Source organism: Streptococcus australis ATCC 700641, assembly GCF_000186465.1.
Taxonomy (GTDB): domain Bacteria; phylum Bacillota; class Bacilli; order Lactobacillales; family Streptococcaceae; genus Streptococcus; species Streptococcus australis.
On the sequence record NZ_GL636091.1, the window covers coordinates 1,854,338 to 1,874,412 of the forward strand.

The following is a 20,075-nucleotide window of genomic DNA, read 5'->3' on the forward strand; positions in this document are numbered from 1 at the left end:
CATTCATCTTAGACGAGACTGTTAATAAAGAGTCCCCCGCTTATTGATTTGACTCACTCGTTTTCTCGTCTGATGCCGGATCTTGATTTTCCGCTGATGGGGAGGTCCCATTTTCATATGCTTCAGCTTGTTTTCGAGCTGTTTCGAATTTTTCAACAATGGTTGCACGAGCATCTTCCGGGACATCTGTGTCTTCAGACCCTATCGTATCCATGGATTCATTAAAACGGGCCTTGCTGGTTTCCATTTTCTCCTTCAAGTTTTTCAGATAAGTCTCATAGGTATCTTTTGCAGAGCCCGTGAGTGATGCTCCTGCTTCCTCCGAATGAGCAACTGTTCGGTCCATCATCAAAGCATAGAGAGCTTTAAAATCCCCAACGGTTCTGGTATTTTCAAGTTCCTCATCTGTATACAAAACAAAAGGAGATTCTGAGGATCCTTTCAAACTGGTCACTTTCTTGCTCTGAGAGGCCCTAGAAGACTGGGCTGTTCCCTGAACTGACTTTTCACTGGACGAGGTCCCTTCTTGATTTGAGCAGGCTACTAGCCCAAGCACTCCCATTAAAGCAAGCATTGTTAATAGTCTTTTTTTCATTCAATCTCTCCTTTTTATCATTCCATTACCATTCTAGCATCAAGCCAGGTTGCCGTCAATTCATACCTGTCCCCTGATTTTTTAAAAAAAGACCAGAGATTAGTCTATCTCCGGTCTATCGATTTATTTGGAAATCTTTTTTATTTTCTCTTATATCTTATGTTAAAGAAAATTCTTAAGAAAATAAAGGGAAGGAAGCAACAGAGCCACATTGGATCCCAGCCTTTTTGACGCGTGCTAGTGGACTTCTGATGAGCCCCTTGTAGTGCGGTTACAGACTGTGTTTGCTGAATGGACGGAGAAAGAGTTTGCAAACCATTTGCAATTTGTAGCTGGCCATTTTGAACACTGATCTCTGGATTGGTCCCTCTTTTTACCGTAGCATAGAAGGGTTTGTCTAAGTGATAGGTTTGCCCCTGAATGGTGTGATCCCCCGCCGGCAGAACCTCTTTGTATTCATAATCCTGGTAGAGTCTTTCAATCAGGGCATTTCCAATGACGTGGCGCAGGCTCTCTGCAATTTCTACATCGTAATGGCCAACTCCCATAATGACTTGGACAAATCTCTGGTTCCCACGATTAACCGTCAAGGTGTAATTATAATCCGCAGTCGGGCTAGAGCCTGTTTTCAGACCATCCGCTCCCTTTAGAGAATACCTTCCACCTTCTAAAGAATAATTATAATTCTCATGCGTTTCTTCATAATCTGTGCCCTCGAAGAGAGTAATCTTAGCATTTTTAGTGTAGTTGAGGATTTCAGGAAACTCATTGACCATGTGATAAGCCAAAATAGCCATATCTCTCGCTGTTGTTTGGTTAATGGCGTGTTGATCATAGCGTGTCGGATTATAGTAGCCATCCAAGACTGCAGTTGGGGCACCATTAGGATTGTTCCACTTGGTATTGGTCATTCCAATTTCTTGGGCCCGCTGGTTCATCAAATCCAAAAATTTATCCGGATCTCCTCCAGACACCTTATTGGCAATCATGATGGTAGCGGCACTAGATGAAGGAACAAAAATCATATTCAGGAGGGTCGATACCTTGTATTTAGCACCCGCCACAATGGGACTATTGCTCAACTTCTGGTTTTGCGAAATTGCTACATCTGTTTCTGTCGCTGTAATTTGGGTATCATAATCCAGCTGCCCTTCTTGAATGGCTTTCAGAAGAACATAGACGGACATCAATTTAGCCATACTACCAGAGTCACGAGGAGCATCAATATTATCTCCATAAACAATCGCTCCTGTGTGAGCGTCAACAACAATATCGGCCTTGGGACGGAAAAACTCATCCACCGAAGTCCCTGATTTTTCAGTGATTGACATGATGTCTTCTTGTTGGTAAAGATCATCCGCCCTTACGAGCATTGGAAAACATAGGCAACCAAGGGAAAGTGTCGCAAATAAGGCACGTTTAAACTTCATTCTCTCTCATTTCTTTCATCATCATCGTTCTCCATTATAGCATAAGTCCCTCTATTCAGAAACACTATTTCCTAATCTTTTTACTCCTTCATACTACCAAAGAGACCCGGAGATTTTCCTTTTGGCATCTTTAAAAAGATACTTAGAAGAAGGACGAGAACCAGGACAGCCACCAAGAAGGAACTCATCATTGAAAATCCACCGTGATCCACAAAGAAAGCTGCTACTGGTTGCAAGAGAATGGTAGCAAGATAGCGGACTCCCTGCAGGATAGCCATGGCTAAGACTAGATCTTTCTTATCCACCTGTTGGGAGATAAAGCGTAAGGAGACCATGACCAAGACCATCCCCGTCGTATGCTTGGCCAACAGAGTGACCAGCACTTTTAAGAAGACAGGACTTGGAAGAGCATAGATGAAATACTGGAGCAAGAGAATCCCCACAGGAAGCAAAATCAGTAAGCGCAAGGGCCAATGGTCCATAAAACGATCTGAGAAAAAGATGAGAGGTGCTTCGACTACGACAGATATGGCCACAACCGTAGAGGCTATCTGAACAGGGAGCCCACTATCCATCAAGAGAGCTGGAATATAGGTATGGCCAATATTGCCCACGCCCGACACAAGCCCCATCAAAAGTAAGAAAAAGAGATAGGGACCATTGTGGAGCAAAGGACGGATCGATACAGCTTCTTTCTGTACCCGATTGGTCTTGTCGATACGAATAGCTCCTAAAGTGAGGAAACTAAGAAGGATAGTTACCAAAACACAATAGTATACAGACTGGGGGCTAAGATGAGCATAGAGCCAACCAGCTAGTTGCGCTCCAGCCGCATACCCTAGTGTCCCCCAAACGCGGATTTTTCCAAAAGCATAGGAACTCTGGGTAGCGAAAACCTCCATCATGGGAGCCGTCCCATTTAGACACAGCAAAACCAAGCCATAAAAAATCGTCAACCAAAAGTAGTTAGGGGCCCAGATGAAGCCAGCCACTCCTGCCATGAGGACTCCCAAGCTCAAAGTGGTGATTTTAACAATGCCAAATCGTTCATTGATATAACCAAATAAGGGCTGGGCAAGCATGGATAGGAAAAAGGCCATTGATACCAAATGAGAGACCTGACTGGCTGAATACTGCTGGCCAATAAGATAGACAGAGATTAGAGTCGTAAAGAGAGCAGTCGACATGAAGTAAAAACTATATAAAAATAAATAAGCAGGATAGGAATTTCGAAATGCTTTCATTAGTTTCCTTTCAAATTTAAATATAAGAGGCAATGACAAAACCCAACTGGATTTCAGTTGAGTTTTGATTATTTATTTTTTGTATCGATCCTGAGCCTTGCGCGCACGTTCTTTACGACGGGCTCTTTCTAAATACAGAATCATAGCAAGAATACCAATTGGAATCAGAATGACCAGGCTTTCAAGAGGAAAATGGAAGGATTTCCCTGTAGTTGAAGCCGTAGTACTTTGGGTATCCGATTGATTCACTGCTCCTTCTTTTACTGGAAGTCCATCAGAAATCTTTTCTGATAGGGTCATCAAGCCTGAATCCGCCTCTACCTGTCCATCTTTGACAACTAGTTTTGGATTCTCTTCTCCCTTTTTCACCGTGGCATAGAAAGGTTGATCCAGTGTGTAGGTCTTTCCATCAATCGTCTGAACACCCTTGTCCAATAACTTCTTATAACGATAATCTGCAAAAGCTTTTTCAATCAAGGCATTGCCAAATGGATGTCGATAGTATTCGCCATCCTGGTCAGACCAATCACCAACTCCCATGACTACGGAGATAATTCGTTGCTCTCCTCGTTTAGCAGTTGCGATATAGTTGAAGGCACCGCGAGGACTCGAGCCTGTCTTCAGACCATCTACTCCTTCAAGAGCATATCTAGCTCCTGGCAAGGAATAGTTATAGGTATCAAAGGTTTCCTCATAAGGAGTTCCTTGTTTGACGGTCACCTTAGCCTGATTGGTATAGCTAAGAATCTCAGGATATTCTTTCACGAAATGATAGACGAGAATCGCCAAGTCTCTTGCAGTTGTCTGGTTAGCAGCATCATTTGGATAGTTATAACTGGTATATAAACCTTGGAAGGTTGAAATGGCCGCACCACTAGGATTGTTCCAAATGGTATTAGTCATCCCCAACTCCTTGGACTTTTCATTCATCCTCTGAATAAAGGCATCCGCATCGTGGTTAGAAAGGAGATTGGCCAACATAATCGTTGCCACATTGGAGGATGGAACCGCGGTCATGGTAATCAATTCAGAGACCGTATAGTCTACGCCTGCAACGATGTTATTGTTGGAAATCTCATAGATTTTTGACATGGATTGATCCGCAGCTGTTGCAGTGACAACCGTATCTTTGGTAATCTTCCCCTCTTTCATGGATTCGAAAAGCAGATACAACGTCATGAGCTTACTCATACTTGCAGGATCCCGCACTTCATCAATATTGTCTTTCCATAAAACATCCCCGGTATTCGCGTCGATAACGAGGGAAGACCTAGGTCGGTTATAGGCCTGCACATGATCATTGGGATACATTTTTTGCGCCATATCCACTAACTCATCAGCCACAATCGACAATGGCCGGAGCAGAGATAAGACGACGATTCCTAAAACGAGCAACTTCTTTTTCAAAATATATTTTCCTCAAATATTTAATTTTATCTTATTGTACCATACTTCAATCCATAAAAAAACCTATCTTTCAGGATATTTCAGATAGGTCTCTCTTTTTCAACTGGTTACAGTAGGCTCAAGGCTGCTTGGTCTGCAATAATCACGACATCTGGATGAGCTTGAAGCGCACTCGCTGGTAAACTCTCTGTTTTTGGACCATTGACCATTCCTGCGATTGCTTGTGCCTTTGATTCTCCATAGGCAAAGAGAATGATAGACTTAGCATCGAGAATGTTCGCAATTCCCATGGAAATGGCTTGAGTTGGCACATCTTCAATTTTTTCAAAGAAGCGAGCGTTGGCTTCAATCGTTGATTGATCCAAATGGACCAAATGCGTTTGGCTGTCAAACGGGGTTCCAGGTTCGTTAAAACCAATATGCCCGTTGCGACCAATTCCTAGAATTTGCAGATCTACTGGGTTTTGAGCCAAAATTTCATTGTAATGAGCTGTTTCCTCTTCTGCAGTATCTTCATTTCCTTTTGGAAGATAGCTGACTTTAAAGGGTTTCTCATTGAATAAATTTTCCTGCATAAAGTAACGATAAGATTGAGGATCCTCTCCCGTCAAACCGACATACTCATCCAAGTTGACACTGACCATGTCTGAGAAATCCAAGTCACTTTCTCGAATCAATTTATAAAATTCAAGTGGACTGCTTCCAGTCGCAAGCCCTAAAGTTTTGGCACCCTGCTCTAACTTTTCTTTTAACAGGTCAAAAGCAACCTGCCCTCCTTCGATTTGATTGGCTACTTCAATAACTTTCATGATTATACCTCCTCTTATTTCTTATTTTCATTATATGGTATAGACCAATTTTTGTCAAGCGCTTTCTTGATGTTAGAAAAGGATTTTTCACCTTCATCCCTTTAAAATTCGGCTAGTGATTTCCTTTGTTTCACTCTTATTTCATGATATAATGGGGAAGGTTAAATGTAAGAAATAGAAGAATTTAGATACAAGGAGAGAACATGAACACGAATGACTTTGATTTCCACCTCCCCGAGGAATTAATTGCGCAAACCCCACTAGAGAAGCGCGATGCCTCAAAACTACTAATCCTCAATCGACAAACAGGTCAGATGGAAGACCAGCATTTTGATGCCATTATCAATGAATTAGAACCAGGGGATGCTTTGGTGATGAACAATACCCGTGTCCTGCCAGCTCGTCTCCATGGGGTCAAACCGGATACAGGGGGGCATGTGGAGCTTCTTCTCTTAAAAAATATCGAGGGCGATCAATGGGAGGTTCTTGCCAAACCTGCTAAACGTCTCAAAGAGGGAGGGGTCGTCAGCTTTGGAGATGGACGTCTTCAAGCTACCCTAATCAAAAAGCTGGAACACGGAGGATGTATCGTAGAGTTTTCTTACCAAGGAATTTTCCTTGAAGTCTTGGAAAGTCTAGGGGAAATGCCCCTACCACCATACATCCATGAAAAATTAGAAGATCAAGAACGTTACCAGACGGTCTATGCCAAAGAAAATGGATCCGCCGCTGCTCCTACTGCTGGCCTCCATTTCACACCCGAGCTCTTACAAAAAATTGAAGACAAAGGGGTTCACTTGGTTTATCTAACCCTCCATGTCGGGCTGGGTACCTTCCGTCCTGTATCTGTCGACAATCTCGACCAACATGAGATGCATTCCGAGTTTTATCAACTTTCTGAAGAGGCTGCCCAAACCCTTCGGCAAGTTAAAGCGAGCGGTCACCGCATCGTAGCTGTTGGAACCACTTCTATCCGAACCTTAGAAACAATTGGCAACAAGTTTAATGGGGAGTTACAAGCCGACTCTGGTTGGACCAATATCTTTATCAAACCAGGCTATCAGTGGCAGGTTGTCGACGCCTTTTCAACCAACTTCCACCTACCAAAATCAACCTTAGTCATGCTCGTTTCTGCCTTCGCAGGTCGAGAACTCACTCTGAATGCTTATCAGCACGCTATCGACCAAGGCTACCGTTTCTTCAGCTTTGGAGATGCTATGTTTATCAAATAAGGAGAGCCCCTTATGAATAAGATTGAAAGTCGCCACCGCCTGATCCGGTCCATTATTTCAGAAAAGAAAATTCGAACCCAACAGGAATTGCAGGACAGCCTGGAAGCTAACGGCATCATCGTGACCCAGTCAACCCTATCAAGAGATGTCAAATCCTTGAATCTAGTAAAAATTAACGAAGGGGATACCTCTTACTATGCCATCAATAGCATTGCCCCATCTCGCTGGGAAAACCGACTTCGTTTTTATATGGAGGATGCCCTCGTCATGCTTCGTCCCGTCCAAAACCAAGTGGTGGTGAAAACTCTACCTGGACTGGCTCAGTCTTTTGGTGCTATCTTAGACGCCCTTGAATTACCACAAATTGTCGCAACCGTCTGTGGGGACGACGTCTGCCTCATCATCTGTGAAGACAATCAAGGTGCCTTGGACTGCTTTGAAAAATTGAAAGAATTTACTCCTCCCTTCTTCTTTAGCAAATAAAAGAAAGCTTAGATGGTCTGACCATCTAAGCTTTTTTTTTCAAATCTATATTAGACTTCCTTGCCTGCTAACCGTCGAATGGTCTCGGCATAAATTTCCATTGCACGATATAAATCATCCAGTTTGGCTCGCTCATTAGCCTGGTGCTCTGTTTGGAGAGCATCAGGGAAGAGGGCCCCATAAGCCACACAATTTTCCATGGTTCGAGCAAAAGTAGCTCCTCCTGAGGACATAGCTGGGGTTTGATCACCAGTCTCTTCTTGGTAGACCTTCATCAAAGTACTTACCAATGGACTATCTAACGGCACGTACAGTGGAGCTACATAATCAAATTCTTCATACTGAAGTTGGTAACTAGACGCCACCTCAGTTAATCGCTCTACTAAAGCATCCTTATCTGCTAGGACAGGGATCCGAATATCAATCCCGATTTCAGATTGCTGTTCATCAATGGAGAGGGTTGCAATATTGAAGGAAAGAGCACCACTTGGTTCATCTTTGATTTCACCAAAGAGAGCTGCTCCTGTCGCATCTTCCCCAACAGCATCTGCTATAAAGAGAAGAGCTGGATGAGGCTGGATCAAGGAAAGACTTTCCGCTAAGCCGACAATAGCATTGACACCCTCAGCCGCATCCTTGGAGTGTTTAGACAGTCCAAGAACGGTTACTGCTCCTGTTTCTTCTGTATAGTTCACACCACTTTGCTCGATCACTGGTAAAAGTTCCTCTAAACGTTCCCCCTTATAAGTTGCCTTATCTGGTACCACGTTAAGGGCACGACCAGCTTGTAAGGGACGATCCTCCCAGCCTGGTCCATGGAGCTTCACTTGAAGCAAGCCTTTTTCAGCATAGGTTAATGGGAAAGAGGAATCCGGAGCAAAGCCAAGATCTGCTTTTTCTTCTATCTGATTGTAGCGATTCATACAGCGCCAGAGAGTTTCCTCGTCTGTACCAAATATAAAGCGGATCCGTTTGGTAAATGTCACTCCTTGGTCGAGAAGACTCTTAACTGCGTAAAGGGCCGCAAGGGATGGCCCCTTGTCATCTTGTACCCCACGTCCAATCAACCATCCATCTTTCAAAGTTGCCTCAAAAGGTGGCGTTTGCCAATCTTCTAAATCACCGGCTGGAACAACATCCAAGTGACAAAGAACGGCCAGGAGTTCTTCCCCCTGACCGATCTCTGCATATCCATAGTATCCTTCAGGATCTAGATAGGTTTGAAAGCCCATTTCTTGAGCAATTTCTAACGTTTTCTCAAGGACATCTTGGATAGCTTGTCCAAACGGTGTTCCATTTTCGCCTTCGTTTAAAACCGAAGGATAAGAAATGATGGTTTGAAGAGAGGTTAAAAACTGCTCTTTTACATCGTCCTTTATTCTATTTTTCATGAAACACCTACTTTATTCTATTGTAAGAATGGAACCACAGTTCCTAGTAGAAGAAGGGCAATGGTAATCACTACAATCGCTACGACCAATTTACCCATGAATTTCCACCATGCACTCAATTCAACACGTCCAAGAGCAAGAGCTCCCATTACGATACCTGAAGTTGGTGCGATCAAGTTCAAGACACCAGATGCAGATTGGTAAGCTGTAACAATCAAGCTAGCTGGTACATTAACGAATTTACCAAGAGGTGCCATGATACCCATTGTCGCGCTGGCAAGACCAGATGATGATGGAATCAAGAATGACATTGGCAAGTAGAAAATGTAAGTCAAGACAATGAACAATTGAGATGAAAGACCTTTAAGTCCTTCTTCACCCCAGTGAAGAATTGTTGCAGTGATCATACCGTCGTTCATGATGACTTGGATACCACGTGCTACTGCTACGATAATAGCAACACTCAAGAGGTCAGCTGCACCATTCATGAAGGATGAAATGATTTGTTCTTCTTTCAAGCCATAAATGATACCAACAAGGATTCCCATGAAGGCAAAGAGCATAGCTGTTTGAGGGAAATACCAAGTACCAAGAGCATCTGTGTTACCGATCAATTGACCAAGGTAAGGAACTTTATGGAGAGACTCGTTAAAGCTGTCAAAGAATGTAATACCCAAATCTTTGAATGGGATAAATCCAGCAACCATGATGACGAATGTTGAAATGAAGACGAGCAAGACACGTTTTTGTTTCTTGTTCATTTGTGAAGGAATTTCTTCGCCACTATCAACGTTGAAGTGTTTCAAATCTTCTTCACGAGTAGCATAGGTGAGAGATTTGGTTGGGTCTTTTTGAATTTTATCAGCGTAACGGTATACATAGTAGGTGCTAAGGGCTGTCATGACAATCCAGAAGATTAAACGAAGCAAGAGACCTGAAGCACTTGAGATACCTGCAGTATCAGATGCGATAACTGTCGCAAATGGGTTCAAGGTAGATGCCAAACATCCAATCTGTGAACCAAGCAAGATAATGGCTACCCCTGTCAAGCTGTCAAAACCAACAGACATCATAACAGGTACAAGAAGTGGATAGAAGGCCATGGTTTCCTCACCCATACCATAAGTTGTCCCACCAAGGGCAAACAATGGCATTAAGATCAAGATCAACATTTTTTCGCGGCCTTTGTATTTACGAACGATAGAAGCAATCCCTACATCAAGGGTACCTGTTTCGTTCACAACACCAAGGAAACCACCGACCATCAAGATAAAGAAGGCTACGTCAATGGCTGCACTGGTTGGTGCTTTACCAAGCATGGCATTGATTGGGGCCATCAAGACGTCCCAAATCCCTTGAGGATTTTGTTTCACAGCTTCATAACTACCTGCGATGATGGCACCACCATCGTCAACTTTGTATTGACCAGCTGGAATAATCCAAGTTAACACTGCCATAATGGCAATGATGATTAACAATACGGTATAAGATGAAGGCATCTTAAACCCTTTTTTCGCTTTTTCACTCATTTGCTTATCCTCCTAACGCAACAAAGTTTGAGTGACTCTTTCAAAAGGTTTATCTTTTAGAAAGCGCTTACCTATATGTTTATTTTATCATATTTAAGATTAAAAAACTAGTTTTTCCTAATCTTTTTTAGAAAAAACAAGGGGAGAATCTTTATACAAAATCCTGTAAAAATAAGATTTACTCCCCTCCTCATGTGCATGATTTAGTCTTTAACGATAATTGTTCCACTTTCAGACTCAATCAAAGCGCCAAGGTTTTCAAGTGAAGTGATGACTGCTTTTCCTTCTGGACGACCATTTACAAAGGCAATCGCAGCTTCTACTTTAGGAAGCATGCTTCCTGGTGCAAATTGGTCTTGTTTGATGTACTCTTCCAATTGAGCGACATTTACATGTTCCAATTTTTCTTGATCTGGTTTGTTGTAGTTCACAAAGACATAGTCCACACCTGTCAAAACGATGAAGAGGTCTGCTTCTACCAATTCAGCCAAACGTTGGGATGCAAAGTCTTTATCGATAACAGCTTCAACACCAGTCAAGCTGCCATCAGCTTCTTTCACAACTGGAATACCGCCACCACCGGCTGCAACCACTACTTGGCCTGCATTGAACAAGGTACGGATAGTATTGATTTCTTTGATATCCACTGGTTTTGGAGAAGCAACAACTTTACGCCAGCCACGACCAGCATCTTCTTTGAAAGTTGCACCTGATTTTTCAGCTTCTGCTTTTGCTTCTTCTTCAGAGTAGAATGGGCCGATTGGTTTGCTTAAGTTAACGAAAGCTGGGTCATTTTTATCAACAACGACTTGTGTCACAACAGAAGCCACATCTTTTTCAATTCCTTCTTCAAGAAGAGCATTTTGAAGAGCGTTTTGAAGCCAGAAACCAATGCTTCCTTCAGTCATTGCAACCAATGAATCCAATGGAAAAGCTGGGTTCTTTTCAGAATCTGCTGCCAAATGTTGGAGCAAAAGGTTTCCTACTTGAGGACCATTTCCGTGAGTGACGATCAAGTCATCCCCATTTTTAATCAATTTTACTAAGTGTTTTGCTGTTTCTACAAGTGCTTCTTGTTGAGCTTTTGCAGAAGGATCAGATGAGAGAATGGCATTTCCTCCCAAAGCAACGACGATTTTTCTTGACATAGTTTTTCCCTTTCTATAAAAAATAGGGGCAGGACTAAAGCTAGCAGTCCAGCCCCTATAGCTGTTGGTATACGGTTATAAAGTCTTAAACTTTTGGAATGTACAAGTTACCAAGAGTAGCTGCCATAACCGCTTTGATTGTGTGCATACGGTTTTCAGCTTGGTCAAAGTGGCGAGCATATTTGCTACGGAACACTTCGTCAGTAACTTCCATTTCTTCTACGCCGAATTTTTCAGCAACATCTTTACCATAAACAGTGTTTGTGTCGTGGAAAGCTGGCAAGCAGTGCAAGAAGATCAAGTCTTCGTTATCAGCTTTCTTAACCAATTCCATGTTTACTTGGTAAGGTTTCAAAAGGGCAACGCGTTCTGCAAATTTGTCTTCTTCACCCATAGATACCCAAACGTCAGTGTAAAGTACATCTGCACCTTTCACAGCTTCGTCAGCATCTTCAGTGATCAAGATATGAGCGCCACTTTCTTTTGCGAATCCTTCTGCCAATTCAACAATTTCTTGTTCTGGGAAGAGTTCTTTTGGTGAGAAGATGTGTACGTTCACACCAAGGATAGCACCTGTTACAAGAAGGCTGTTTGCAACGTTGTTACGTCCGTCACCACAGTATACAAGTGTCAAACCTTCCAAACGTCCAAAGTTTTCTTGAACAGTCAAGTAGTCAGCAAGCATTTGAGTTGGGTGCCATTCGTCAGTCAAACCATTCCATACTGGAACACCTGAGAATTCAGCCAATTCTTCAACCATGCGTTGGCTGAAACCACGGAATTCAATACCATCAAACATACGTCCAAGAACTTTTGCAGTATCTTCTGTAGATTCTTTTTTACCAAGTTGGATGTCGTTTGCACCAAGGTATTCTGGGTGAGCACCAAGGTCGATGGCTGCAGTAGTGAAGGCTGCACGAGTACGAGTTGAAGTTTTTTCAAACAAAAGCGCAATGTTTTTACCAGCTAGGTAGCGGTGGTCAATGTTGCGTTTTTTAAGGTCTTTCAAGTGAGCTGAAAGTCCGATAAGGTATTCTAACTCTGCACGTGTAAAGTCTTTTTCTGCTAAAAAGCTACGTCCTTGGAATACTGAAGTTGTCATTAATTATCTCCTTTAATTATGCATGATAAGATCCTGTCAATCAGTTTAGAGGGCTCAGTTTAGACACTGAGCCCGTCTAACCTGTAGAAGGATGATTAGATTTCTTCACGTTCGAATGGCATTGACATACAACGAGGTCCACCACGACCGCGAACCAATTCACTTCCGCGGATCTTGATCAAACGAAGTCCGTATTCTTCTAATTTCTTGTTGGTAACAGTGTTACGGTCGTATACTACTACCACACCAGGTGCGATTGTAAGAGTATTTGATCCGTCATTCCATTGTTCACGTGCAGCAGCAACGATGTTGCCATCTCCACATGGAATCAATGTAACTTTTTCAACACCAAGGTTTTCAGCAAGCAATTCAGCCAAATCACCTTTTTCTTCAACGATCTTCAATTGTTCGTTTTCGTAAGTTACAGAGAAGACGCGAAGGTTACCTTGGATTTCTGGGTGGATTGTGAATTTATCGTAGTCCACCATTGTGAATACTGTATCCAAGTGCATGAATTTACGGTTGTTAGCAAATTCGAAGGCCAATACTTTCTTGAAGCCAACGTTCTTCTTGAAGATGTTTACCAACAATTTTTCGATTGATGCAGCATCAGTACGTTGTGAGATACCAACTGCTAATACATCTTTAGAAAGTACCAACTCATCTCCACCTTCGATACGAGTATCTTCTTCACGGTTGTAGACAAGTTCAACTTTTCCACCGTAAACTGGGTGGTATTTGAAGATGTATTTACCATACAAGGTTTCACGGTTACGTGTATCTGCGTACATGTGGTTCAATGATACTGCATTACCAATTGTCGCAAATGGGTCACGTGTGAAGTACAAGTTTGGCATTGGATCGATAGCAAATGGATAGTCAGATTCAACAAGGTCTGTCAATCCTTTTGCTTCTTCAGGAATTTCTGGAAGTTCAGCTTTTTGAACCCCTGCCATTGTTTTTTCAACCAATTCTTGGTTGTCTTCAATGCTGTGAAGCAATTCACGGATCGCAATTTTTGTTTGGCGTCCACGAATGTTCGCTTCTTCAAGGTATTCTTCGATGAACTGATCGCGAATTTCTGGAGAAGTCAATGACTCAGCAGCTAACTGTTCAAGATAAAGTACTTCGATACCTTCGTTACGAAGTGCTTCAGCAAATGCGTCGTGTTCTTTTTGAGCATCTTCCAAGAAAGGAATATCATCAAAAAGAAGACGTTCAAGATAGTCAGGCATCAAATTTTCCAACTCTTTACCTGGACGGTGCAAACAAACTTTTTTCAGTTTTCCAATTTCTGAGAAAACATGAATTGGGTGTGTAGACATCTATAGTCCTCCTTTTTCTTGCGGTTTAGCTTAGCTAATCCCGTTTACAGGTTTTATTTTATCACCAATTGGTACCGCTTTCACAGCCAATCTTCCATTACGAACGCCAAGAATCTGACACTTTTTTAAATATTACCCTTGTTTTATGAAAAATCAACCGCTTTCTTTGAATATTTTGCTAAATATATTCTTTTTGCGAGTAAATATTTTTTTATTTGATTTTTGAAACTTTTTAACGTTTTTGACAGAAAATAAAAGAAGCCCTATTAGGCTTCTTCAAAACTATCTAAAAAGAACGGAAGATCTAGAAAAGTTAATTTCTTATGCTTGTACTCGATTCTCTCCTCTTCTAGGAGCTTCTTTAACACTTGATTGACGGTTTCTCTCGTCGTCGCAGCTAATCTAGCCAACTCCTTCATACTCATTGGAAAAGGAATAGTTGGCCCAGACTTTTGATAATCCTTACAGAGTAGAGCTAGGGATTGGATCACACGATCACTGGCACTAGCTGCCACCACATTGCGAAGTCGCAACTCCTGGAATTCCAGAATTTTTGAAAGTTTTCTCGTTATAAAGAGAACTTGTTCCATACTGGACTGAACAATTTCTTCATAAAGCTGAACAGGGATACTTAAATATTTTACCGTTGTCATGGAAGTGGCTGTATAGTGATAAGTTGAATCTGTAAACATACCACCATATGGAAAAACAGCTCCTTCTTTGATGTAATCCATATACGAGAAGGTGTCTGAAGAGTCAAACTCCTCAATCCGGACATAGCCTTCCACCACTAAAAAGATACGATCGCGTTTATCACCAGCAAAAAATAGGATTTGTCCCTTTGGAATTTCTCTATAATGGATTTCTACAGCTAATTTATCAAATTTTTCAACTGGAATTTCAGAGAAAGCTGGATGGGATCGAATCAACTGATAATCTTCTTTTGTAATCATTTTTATTCTTTCTTTAGGTTCTTTAGTTATTATATCATATTTATTCACTGACCTCAAAGAATGTCACCAAGATTTTAACCATTAAACCATATTTTTGCATAGAAAAAACCTTCCCAAAACTATCTTGGGAAAGGTTCTAATTCCTTAATTGACATTTACACGGTGCCATTCATTGATCACATAGCAGAGTTGACCAAGTAAATGAAGACCGTAACCACTGATCTCCGTACTTTCTGGGGTTGTCCCCCCTAGACCAGCTGTAAAAATTGAGATAAGATAAGGAGTTTGTTCGTAAACAATAGCTTCGACATTCAGGGCTTCCGCTACATAACCAGGTTTTTGCTGAATGACTAAATCTGGTAAATACCGTTTGTAGTATTCATTTGGAAAGGACTCTCCGATTAATTCTAGCAAGGTCCCATACTTTTCTTTGTGGTTCCAAAGATAGTCCAAGACTTGAATATAGTAATCAGATGTCGTTTTGTTTTCAGGACTAATGGTTTTTATTTCTGCACGGGATTTTCCATATTTTTTATACTTCTCATAGACATTGTCCATGCCACCAAAGCGGTCGGCCAAGGCATATGCCGGCGTATTTTCTGAATAGACAAGAGAATAACGTTGCATATCTGGAATCGTCATAGCTCCACCAAAGGCAGCTACATAATTATCATGCTCTCCAAGGTACTCGTAGTAAGTATTGGTAATATCAAATTCATCCGTTAAGTTTAACTTTCCTGCATCGACTTCATCCACGACTAACATATTTAGGGGTAGTTTATAAGTACTTCCCGCTGTCATTGGCTGTAACTCATTCATCGAAAATTGTTGACCTGTCGCAGGATTTTTATAGGTAAAGGTAATTTGGGAAGGATCAATACCATATTCAGCCATGTAGTCTTGTACAACTTCTACCAAGCCTTTATTGGCATAATCATAGACAAGACCCAAATTCTCCATGGTTTCACGATCTTGATCCATGACGGCTTGTTTCTCCTCAGGAGTTTTGACACGAGGAGGTTGGAGGGGTTGCTTCTCTTGCTTTGACTCAGCTGGTTGAGCCGTCGTTCCCTCTTGAGCAAGAGGAGAAGCTGGAGCCTGATGAAGATGAAGGTAACTTAATGCTCCAACTCCTCCTATACATAGTAAAATTCCCAATACAATCATGATCGATCGAACATTAAATATTTTTTTCATATGAAGTTAATTATAAAAGATTCTCTTTAAAATAACAAGGTATTTCTGAATCAGAAAACGATTTCTTCTGGAAGAAACTTTTTTAGCAATCCCGACTGAATCCTTCCTCCTGTTCCTATGAATCTGTCCCCTTTTGACTGTCTTACTTGCGCTTAAAAGATCCCATAATCAATTTAGCAACTTCACGCGCAATGGTACGGAACAAGGAACTGATAAAGGAATCTTTGGCCTTTTCTATACTAGATTTTCGTGGACGGCCCGGACTCCGTTTTTGGCTAGCCTTCTCTTCTGCAACTCTTGTCTTTTCTTCCGCTTCCCTCTCCTTTTCCTTCTCTTCTCTAGCAGATTTTTCAGTCAATTTTTCATAAGCTGATTCATTGTCTACTCGAACAGCATATTTTTGATGGAAAGGAGAGCTGGTAATCAAGGCCAACTGTTCACTCTCGTTTAACAAATCAAAACTGGATTGTGGAGACAAAATATAGGAGCGCTCAACCACACTTGGTTGCCCCTTTTCATTTAGGAAGGAGACTAGAGCTTCCCCTGTTCCCAACTCCGTCAAGACAGTTTCCGTATCAAACTCTGGGTTTGGTCGGAAACTTTGAGCAGCAACTTTGATAGCCTTCATTTCCTTTGGCGTATAGGCACGCAAGGCATGTTGGACACGATTACCAAGCTGGGCCAATACAGATTCAGGAAGATCTTGAGGATTCTGTGTAATAAAGTAGATCCCCACTCCTTTAGACCGGATGAGTCGAACGACTTGCTCAACTTTTTCAAGGAAGAGCTTGCTCGCATCATTAAACAAAAGGTGGGCTTCATCAAAGAAGAAGACAAATTTTGGTTTTTCTAAATCTCCAACTTCTGGCAAGGTTTCGAACAGACGAGATAACATCCAGATAAGGAAGGTTGAATAGAGTTTAGGGGAGTTGAAGAGACGAGTCGCTGATAGAATGTTAATGTAACCTCGTCCACTGTTATCCAATTGCATAAAATCTTGAAGATCCAAAGCTGGCTCTCCGAAGAATTGATCTGCTCCCTCTTGCTCTAGCACTAACAAGCTTCGTTGAATAGCCCCTACTGATTGTTTACTGATATTTCCATACTGAGCGGAATAATCTGAGGCATGGTCATACACTTCCTTCAAAAGGCTCTGCAAATCCTTCAAATCAATCAAAGGCCAATTTTTTTCTTTGGCCAATTTAAAGACGATGGCCAAAATCCCTGTTTGCGTTTCGTTGAGGTCCAATAAGCGAGCTAGTAAAAGAGACCCCATTCCTTCAATCGTTGCACGGACTGGATGGCCTGCTTGACCAAAGACATCCCATAAACGAACTGGAAAAGCTTGAGGTTCAAAAGGATCTGTAATACCTAGTAGCTTATAGCGCTCTTCCATCTTTGGCGTCCATTGTCCAGCTTTTGCAAGACCTGAAAGATCTCCCTTGATGTCTGCTAGAAACACCGGAATCCCTTGCTGACTTAATTTTTCAGTTATCACTTTTAAGGTCACGGTTTTCCCTGTACCAGTAGCTCCTGCAATTAAACCGTGGCGGTTGAGCATTTTTAGATAAAGTGGCGTATCCACTGCTCCTTTTGTAATCGTAATACTTGTCATTTTCATTCTCCCTTTTGTTAAGGCACAGTTTTTTCAGAAAAAGTGACAAGGCTTCTTCCTTATGTAGGAAACCTTTCTCCTCATTTTCACATACTCCTCTAGTGTATCATTTTCAGGTATAAACGCAAGAAATATCCCTTCCAAAACGGGAGAATCCTTTTAGTCTATGTTGACCAATTTAAAAATAAAAAGCCTGAATCGAGGCCCCCCGTTAAGTGGCCTCTTGATTCAAACTTTTTTTATTATGAAAGCTTATTTAGCTGCTGCGTAAAGCTCATCTACTTTGTTCCAGTTGATCACTGAGAAGAAAGCTTTGATGTAGTCAGGACGAACGTTGCGGTATTTCACGTAGTAGGCATGTTCCCAAACGTCCAAGCCCAAGATTGGTTTCTTCCCTTCTGAGATTGGTGTGTCTTGGTTTGCTGTTGAAGTCACTTCAAGCTTCCCTTCTTTGTTAACAACCAACCAAGCCCATCCAGAACCAAAACGAGTAGTTGCTGCTGCAGTGAAGGCTGCTTGGAATTCTTCGAATGAACCAAAAGTTTCATCGATTGCTGCTGCAAGTTCTGCTGAAGGAGCTGTCTGTTCAGGAGTCATCAATTCCCAGAAAAGAGCGTGGTTCAAGTGTCCACCACCATTGTTGATAAGCGCCTGACGGATATCAGCTGGGATAGATTCTACGTCAGCAAGCAAAGCTCCAAGGTCTTCACCGATTTCAGGGTGTTTTTCAAGAGCTGCATTTGCATTGTTTACGTAAGTTTGATGGTGTTTGTCATGGTGCAAGTGCATTGTTTCAGCATCAATGTATGGTTCCAATGCATCGTATGCGTACGGAAGATCTGGTAAAATAATTGCCATGGAAAATACCTCTATTTCTTTATGTATATAAAAATGATAACGCAATCATCTAATTAATTCAACTATTCTGCTTACACAGATGGGTTGGCCAGCTTTAGTAAAGCTAAATCAAATAGATAGTCCTTCTCATACGTTCCCGACTTCATTTGAAAGTCGGTATCAATCAAAAGACAAATCGCCTGCTCCAAATAAGATAGAGATATCCCTCTACTATCTCTTAGGGCAAATTTGACTTGGTAGGGGTTCACTTTCCGACCGGTCAACTCTGATAGGTCTGAAACGATTTGGGGTTCTGTCCGTCCCTCTTGCTTCAACAGCTTAACCTGTGTGAAGATGCGGAACTGACTCAACAAGATGGCCAGAAGTTTGATTTCATCCTCTCCTTGTAACCGAAGGTCCTTAACCAAACTGCGGGCGGAATCAATTTGTTTCTTTAGGATCATCTGAATCAGATCAAACAGATTATCCTGTAGTGTCTTCGGAATAGCCTCCTCAATATCTGAGATGGTGATGCTAGAAGCTCCTTTGTAAGTTTTAAGAAACTCCAAGTTTTTCTGAATCTCACTAAAATCAAAGCCCGATTTAATCAAAAGTTGGTCGAAGGCTTGTGAATCAATCGCTAGCCCTAGAGACTTGATCTCTTCCGTGAAATGGGCACGCAACTCCTGCTCTTTTAATTCAGTTGCCTCCAGCAACTGGGCATCCCGTTTTAAAAGCTTGACAATCCTTCGCTTGCTATCCAGTTTTCCTTCCGCAATGACAATCAAGCGAGTCGTTTCTAAAGGCGCCGCTAAGTAATCTTCAAAGGACTGCAATTCATCATCTGTCAGGTATCTTTTTTTTGCGGTCGTCACATCAATAAAATGATCTAAAATCACTATTTTTTCGTCCGCAAAAAATGGGAGGCTGACCAAGTCAAGCTCGACTTCTGCATATGCTGTTTCTTTCATGTCAAAATAGGAATAGTTCAAATCAGATGAATTGTAGCCAACTTTCTTTAAAAGTTGCTCTTTCATCCACTCAAACTGACCGATGTCATCTCCTGATAGAACCAGGATTGGAGGAAGGTTCTCAGCACTGATTTTTTTAATTGTTTGTAAAGCCTGCATGTTCTGAAGGTACCTCATTCCACTCTCTAAACTGATGCTGGGTCTGTTCCGATTCCATTTTCTTTTCAAGTGGCGCTTTCTCTAGTGGAGTTGGTGGAGCCGAAACAATCTGGGGAATAGCTGAAAAACTGTTGGGATCCATCAAATGGGATGGCATACTTGGCGAAGAGACCACGGGACTCGTAAAATCAAATCCTGGAGAAGCATTCTGGTCCGGTTGTGCAAGTCTAGCACTTGGAAGGACCAAGAGACATGCCAAACAAAGCAAGCCTGCAAGAGCTAAGACTAGAAAAATTGAAATAGGAGATAAAAGGTAGAGCAAGATAGGGCCTAGAAATAGGAAAATCAACGACCAATGAAGACCCGCATCTCTCAATCGCCGAACGACTACCGCTTGCTGGGGAACAAAAATAAGATAGAGATAGAGGAGAAAAAAGATGCTGAACCAAGCTGAAACGTCCATCCCGGTCAAGGGAATCACCTCTTCCTCTGATTTCGAATTTGAAAAGAATAAGACCAATTGGTAAATCCAAAAAGGACTTGTAAACAATAAATGCCAGACTTGGCTAATCCAAAATTCTTTTCTATCTGATCTTCTAGAAAAATCAGCATATTGCATCCAAAACAACTGTAATGATTTCATACTTG

18 protein-coding genes are annotated in these 20,075 nt (G+C 41.8%); 2 read left to right on the forward strand and 16 right to left on the reverse strand.

All coding sequences use genetic code 11. The features are described 5' to 3' along the window. Positions 1-40: 40 nt before the first annotated feature. From HMPREF9421_RS08695 to HMPREF9421_RS08715, 5 genes are all read right to left on the reverse strand, one after another. Positions 41-595 (reverse strand): hypothetical protein, encoded by a 555-nt coding sequence (locus HMPREF9421_RS08695; protein WP_006596647.1) that lies wholly within the window; start codon positions 593-595, stop codon positions 41-43. 140 nt (positions 596-735) lie between these two features. Then, positions 736-2,025, reverse strand: a complete 1,290-nt coding sequence (locus HMPREF9421_RS08700; RefSeq protein WP_006596648.1) for a D-alanyl-D-alanine carboxypeptidase family protein — start codon at positions 2,023-2,025, stop codon at positions 736-738. A gap of 80 nt (positions 2,026-2,105) precedes the next feature. Further along, on the reverse strand, positions 2,106-3,269 hold the full coding sequence (locus HMPREF9421_RS08705) for an MFS transporter (protein WP_006596649.1): 1,164 nt from the start codon (positions 3,267-3,269) through the stop codon (positions 2,106-2,108). A 72-nt stretch (positions 3,270-3,341) separates the two neighbouring features. Further along, entirely contained in the window at positions 3,342-4,676 is a 1,335-nt protein-coding gene (locus tag HMPREF9421_RS08710; protein ID WP_006596650.1) for a DUF1958 domain-containing protein, read from the reverse strand. 107 nt (positions 4,677-4,783) lie between these two features. Continuing rightward, on the reverse strand, positions 4,784-5,485 hold the full coding sequence (locus HMPREF9421_RS08715) for a glucosamine-6-phosphate deaminase (RefSeq protein WP_006596651.1): 702 nt from the start codon (positions 5,483-5,485) through the stop codon (positions 4,784-4,786). A gap of 203 nt (positions 5,486-5,688) precedes the next feature. Between HMPREF9421_RS08715 and queA the strand changes: the two genes are divergently transcribed. Further along, positions 5,689-6,717, forward strand: coding sequence for a tRNA preQ1(34) S-adenosylmethionine ribosyltransferase-isomerase QueA (queA, locus tag HMPREF9421_RS08720; protein ID WP_006596652.1), 1,029 nt, complete (start codon positions 5,689-5,691; stop codon positions 6,715-6,717). A 12-nt stretch (positions 6,718-6,729) separates the two neighbouring features. Next, the gene (locus tag HMPREF9421_RS08725; protein ID WP_006596653.1) at positions 6,730-7,200 is read left to right on the forward strand and encodes an arginine repressor; all 471 of its coding nucleotides are present in this window, start codon (positions 6,730-6,732) and stop codon (positions 7,198-7,200) included. A gap of 50 nt (positions 7,201-7,250) precedes the next feature. On the opposite strand, the gene HMPREF9421_RS08730 is transcribed toward HMPREF9421_RS08725, so the two are convergent. The 11 genes from HMPREF9421_RS08730 to HMPREF9421_RS08780 form a co-directional block, all read right to left on the reverse strand. Beyond that, the gene (locus tag HMPREF9421_RS08730; RefSeq protein WP_006596654.1) at positions 7,251-8,591 is read right to left on the reverse strand and encodes a dipeptidase; all 1,341 of its coding nucleotides are present in this window, start codon (positions 8,589-8,591) and stop codon (positions 7,251-7,253) included. A 17-nt stretch (positions 8,592-8,608) separates the two neighbouring features. Beyond that, positions 8,609-10,120 (reverse strand): YfcC family protein, encoded by a 1,512-nt coding sequence (locus HMPREF9421_RS08735; protein ID WP_006596655.1) that lies wholly within the window; start codon positions 10,118-10,120, stop codon positions 8,609-8,611. Between the two features lie 203 nt (positions 10,121-10,323). Then, entirely contained in the window at positions 10,324-11,268 is a 945-nt protein-coding gene (arcC, locus tag HMPREF9421_RS08740) for a carbamate kinase (protein WP_006596656.1), read from the reverse strand. An 85-nt stretch (positions 11,269-11,353) separates the two neighbouring features. After that, entirely contained in the window at positions 11,354-12,370 is a 1,017-nt protein-coding gene (argF, locus tag HMPREF9421_RS08745; protein ID WP_006596657.1) for an ornithine carbamoyltransferase, read from the reverse strand. Positions 12,371-12,465: 95 nt separating this feature from the next. Next, positions 12,466-13,695 carry an arginine deiminase gene (arcA, locus tag HMPREF9421_RS08750; protein ID WP_006596658.1) on the reverse strand — a complete coding sequence of 410 codons (1,230 nt, stop codon included), beginning with the start codon at positions 13,693-13,695 and terminating at the stop codon, positions 12,466-12,468. 266 nt (positions 13,696-13,961) lie between these two features. Continuing rightward, on the reverse strand, positions 13,962-14,648 hold the full coding sequence (locus HMPREF9421_RS08755; RefSeq protein WP_006596925.1) for a Crp/Fnr family transcriptional regulator: 687 nt from the start codon (positions 14,646-14,648) through the stop codon (positions 13,962-13,964). Positions 14,649-14,792: 144 nt separating this feature from the next. Then, a complete protein-coding gene (locus tag HMPREF9421_RS08760) occupies positions 14,793-15,845 on the reverse strand; it encodes a serine hydrolase (RefSeq protein WP_006596660.1) in 1,053 nt (350 codons plus the stop codon). A gap of 142 nt (positions 15,846-15,987) precedes the next feature. After that, the gene (locus HMPREF9421_RS08765) at positions 15,988-17,460 is read right to left on the reverse strand and encodes a helicase HerA-like domain-containing protein (RefSeq protein ID WP_006596922.1); all 1,473 of its coding nucleotides are present in this window, start codon (positions 17,458-17,460) and stop codon (positions 15,988-15,990) included. Positions 17,461-17,712: 252 nt separating this feature from the next. Further along, the gene (gene sodA, locus HMPREF9421_RS08770) at positions 17,713-18,318 is read right to left on the reverse strand and encodes a superoxide dismutase SodA (protein WP_006596662.1); all 606 of its coding nucleotides are present in this window, start codon (positions 18,316-18,318) and stop codon (positions 17,713-17,715) included. 71 nt (positions 18,319-18,389) lie between these two features. After that, positions 18,390-19,427 (reverse strand): DNA polymerase III subunit delta, encoded by a 1,038-nt coding sequence (holA, locus tag HMPREF9421_RS08775; protein ID WP_006596663.1) that lies wholly within the window; start codon positions 19,425-19,427, stop codon positions 18,390-18,392. Further along, on the reverse strand, positions 19,405-20,070 hold the full coding sequence (locus tag HMPREF9421_RS08780) for a DUF805 domain-containing protein (protein WP_006596664.1): 666 nt from the start codon (positions 20,068-20,070) through the stop codon (positions 19,405-19,407). The genes holA and HMPREF9421_RS08780 overlap by 23 nt, the downstream gene beginning before the upstream one ends. Between the last annotated feature and the right edge of the window lie 5 nt (positions 20,071-20,075).

Bases quoted from the DNA above. Each gene is read 5' to 3' on its own strand.
- HMPREF9421_RS08730 (WP_006596654.1), bottom strand. From the start codon at position 8,591: ATGAAAAATAGAATAAAGGACGATGTAAAAGAGCAGTTTTTAACCTCT.
- HMPREF9421_RS08700 (WP_006596648.1), bottom strand. From the start codon at position 2,025: ATGAAGTTTAAACGTGCCTTATTTGCGACACTTTCCCTTGGTTGCCTA.
- argF (WP_006596657.1), bottom strand. From the start codon at position 12,370: ATGACAACTTCAGTATTCCAAGGACGTAGCTTTTTAGCAGAAAAAGAC.
- HMPREF9421_RS08755 (WP_006596925.1), bottom strand. From the start codon at position 14,648: ATGATTACAAAAGAAGATTATCAGTTGATTCGATCCCATCCAGCTTTC.
- HMPREF9421_RS08715 (WP_006596651.1), bottom strand. From the start codon at position 5,485: ATGAAAGTTATTGAAGTAGCCAATCAAATCGAAGGAGGGCAGGTTGCT.
- HMPREF9421_RS08765 (WP_006596922.1), bottom strand. From the start codon at position 17,460: ATGACAAGTATTACGATTACAAAAGGAGCAGTGGATACGCCACTTTAT.
- holA (WP_006596663.1), bottom strand. From the start codon at position 19,427: ATGCAGGCTTTACAAACAATTAAAAAAATCAGTGCTGAGAACCTTCCT.
- HMPREF9421_RS08695 (WP_006596647.1), bottom strand. From the start codon at position 595: ATGAAAAAAAGACTATTAACAATGCTTGCTTTAATGGGAGTGCTTGGG.
- queA (WP_006596652.1), top strand. From the start codon at position 5,689: ATGAACACGAATGACTTTGATTTCCACCTCCCCGAGGAATTAATTGCG.
- HMPREF9421_RS08725 (WP_006596653.1), top strand. From the start codon at position 6,730: ATGAATAAGATTGAAAGTCGCCACCGCCTGATCCGGTCCATTATTTCA.
- HMPREF9421_RS08760 (WP_006596660.1), bottom strand. From the start codon at position 15,845: ATGAAAAAAATATTTAATGTTCGATCGATCATGATTGTATTGGGAATT.
- HMPREF9421_RS08735 (WP_006596655.1), bottom strand. From the start codon at position 10,120: ATGAGTGAAAAAGCGAAAAAAGGGTTTAAGATGCCTTCATCTTATACC.
- arcA (WP_006596658.1), bottom strand. From the start codon at position 13,695: ATGTCTACACACCCAATTCATGTTTTCTCAGAAATTGGAAAACTGAAA.
- sodA (WP_006596662.1), bottom strand. From the start codon at position 18,318: ATGGCAATTATTTTACCAGATCTTCCGTACGCATACGATGCATTGGAA.
- HMPREF9421_RS08780 (WP_006596664.1), bottom strand. From the start codon at position 20,070: ATGAAATCATTACAGTTGTTTTGGATGCAATATGCTGATTTTTCTAGA.
- HMPREF9421_RS08705 (WP_006596649.1), bottom strand. From the start codon at position 3,269: ATGAAAGCATTTCGAAATTCCTATCCTGCTTATTTATTTTTATATAGT.
- arcC (WP_006596656.1), bottom strand. From the start codon at position 11,268: ATGTCAAGAAAAATCGTCGTTGCTTTGGGAGGAAATGCCATTCTCTCA.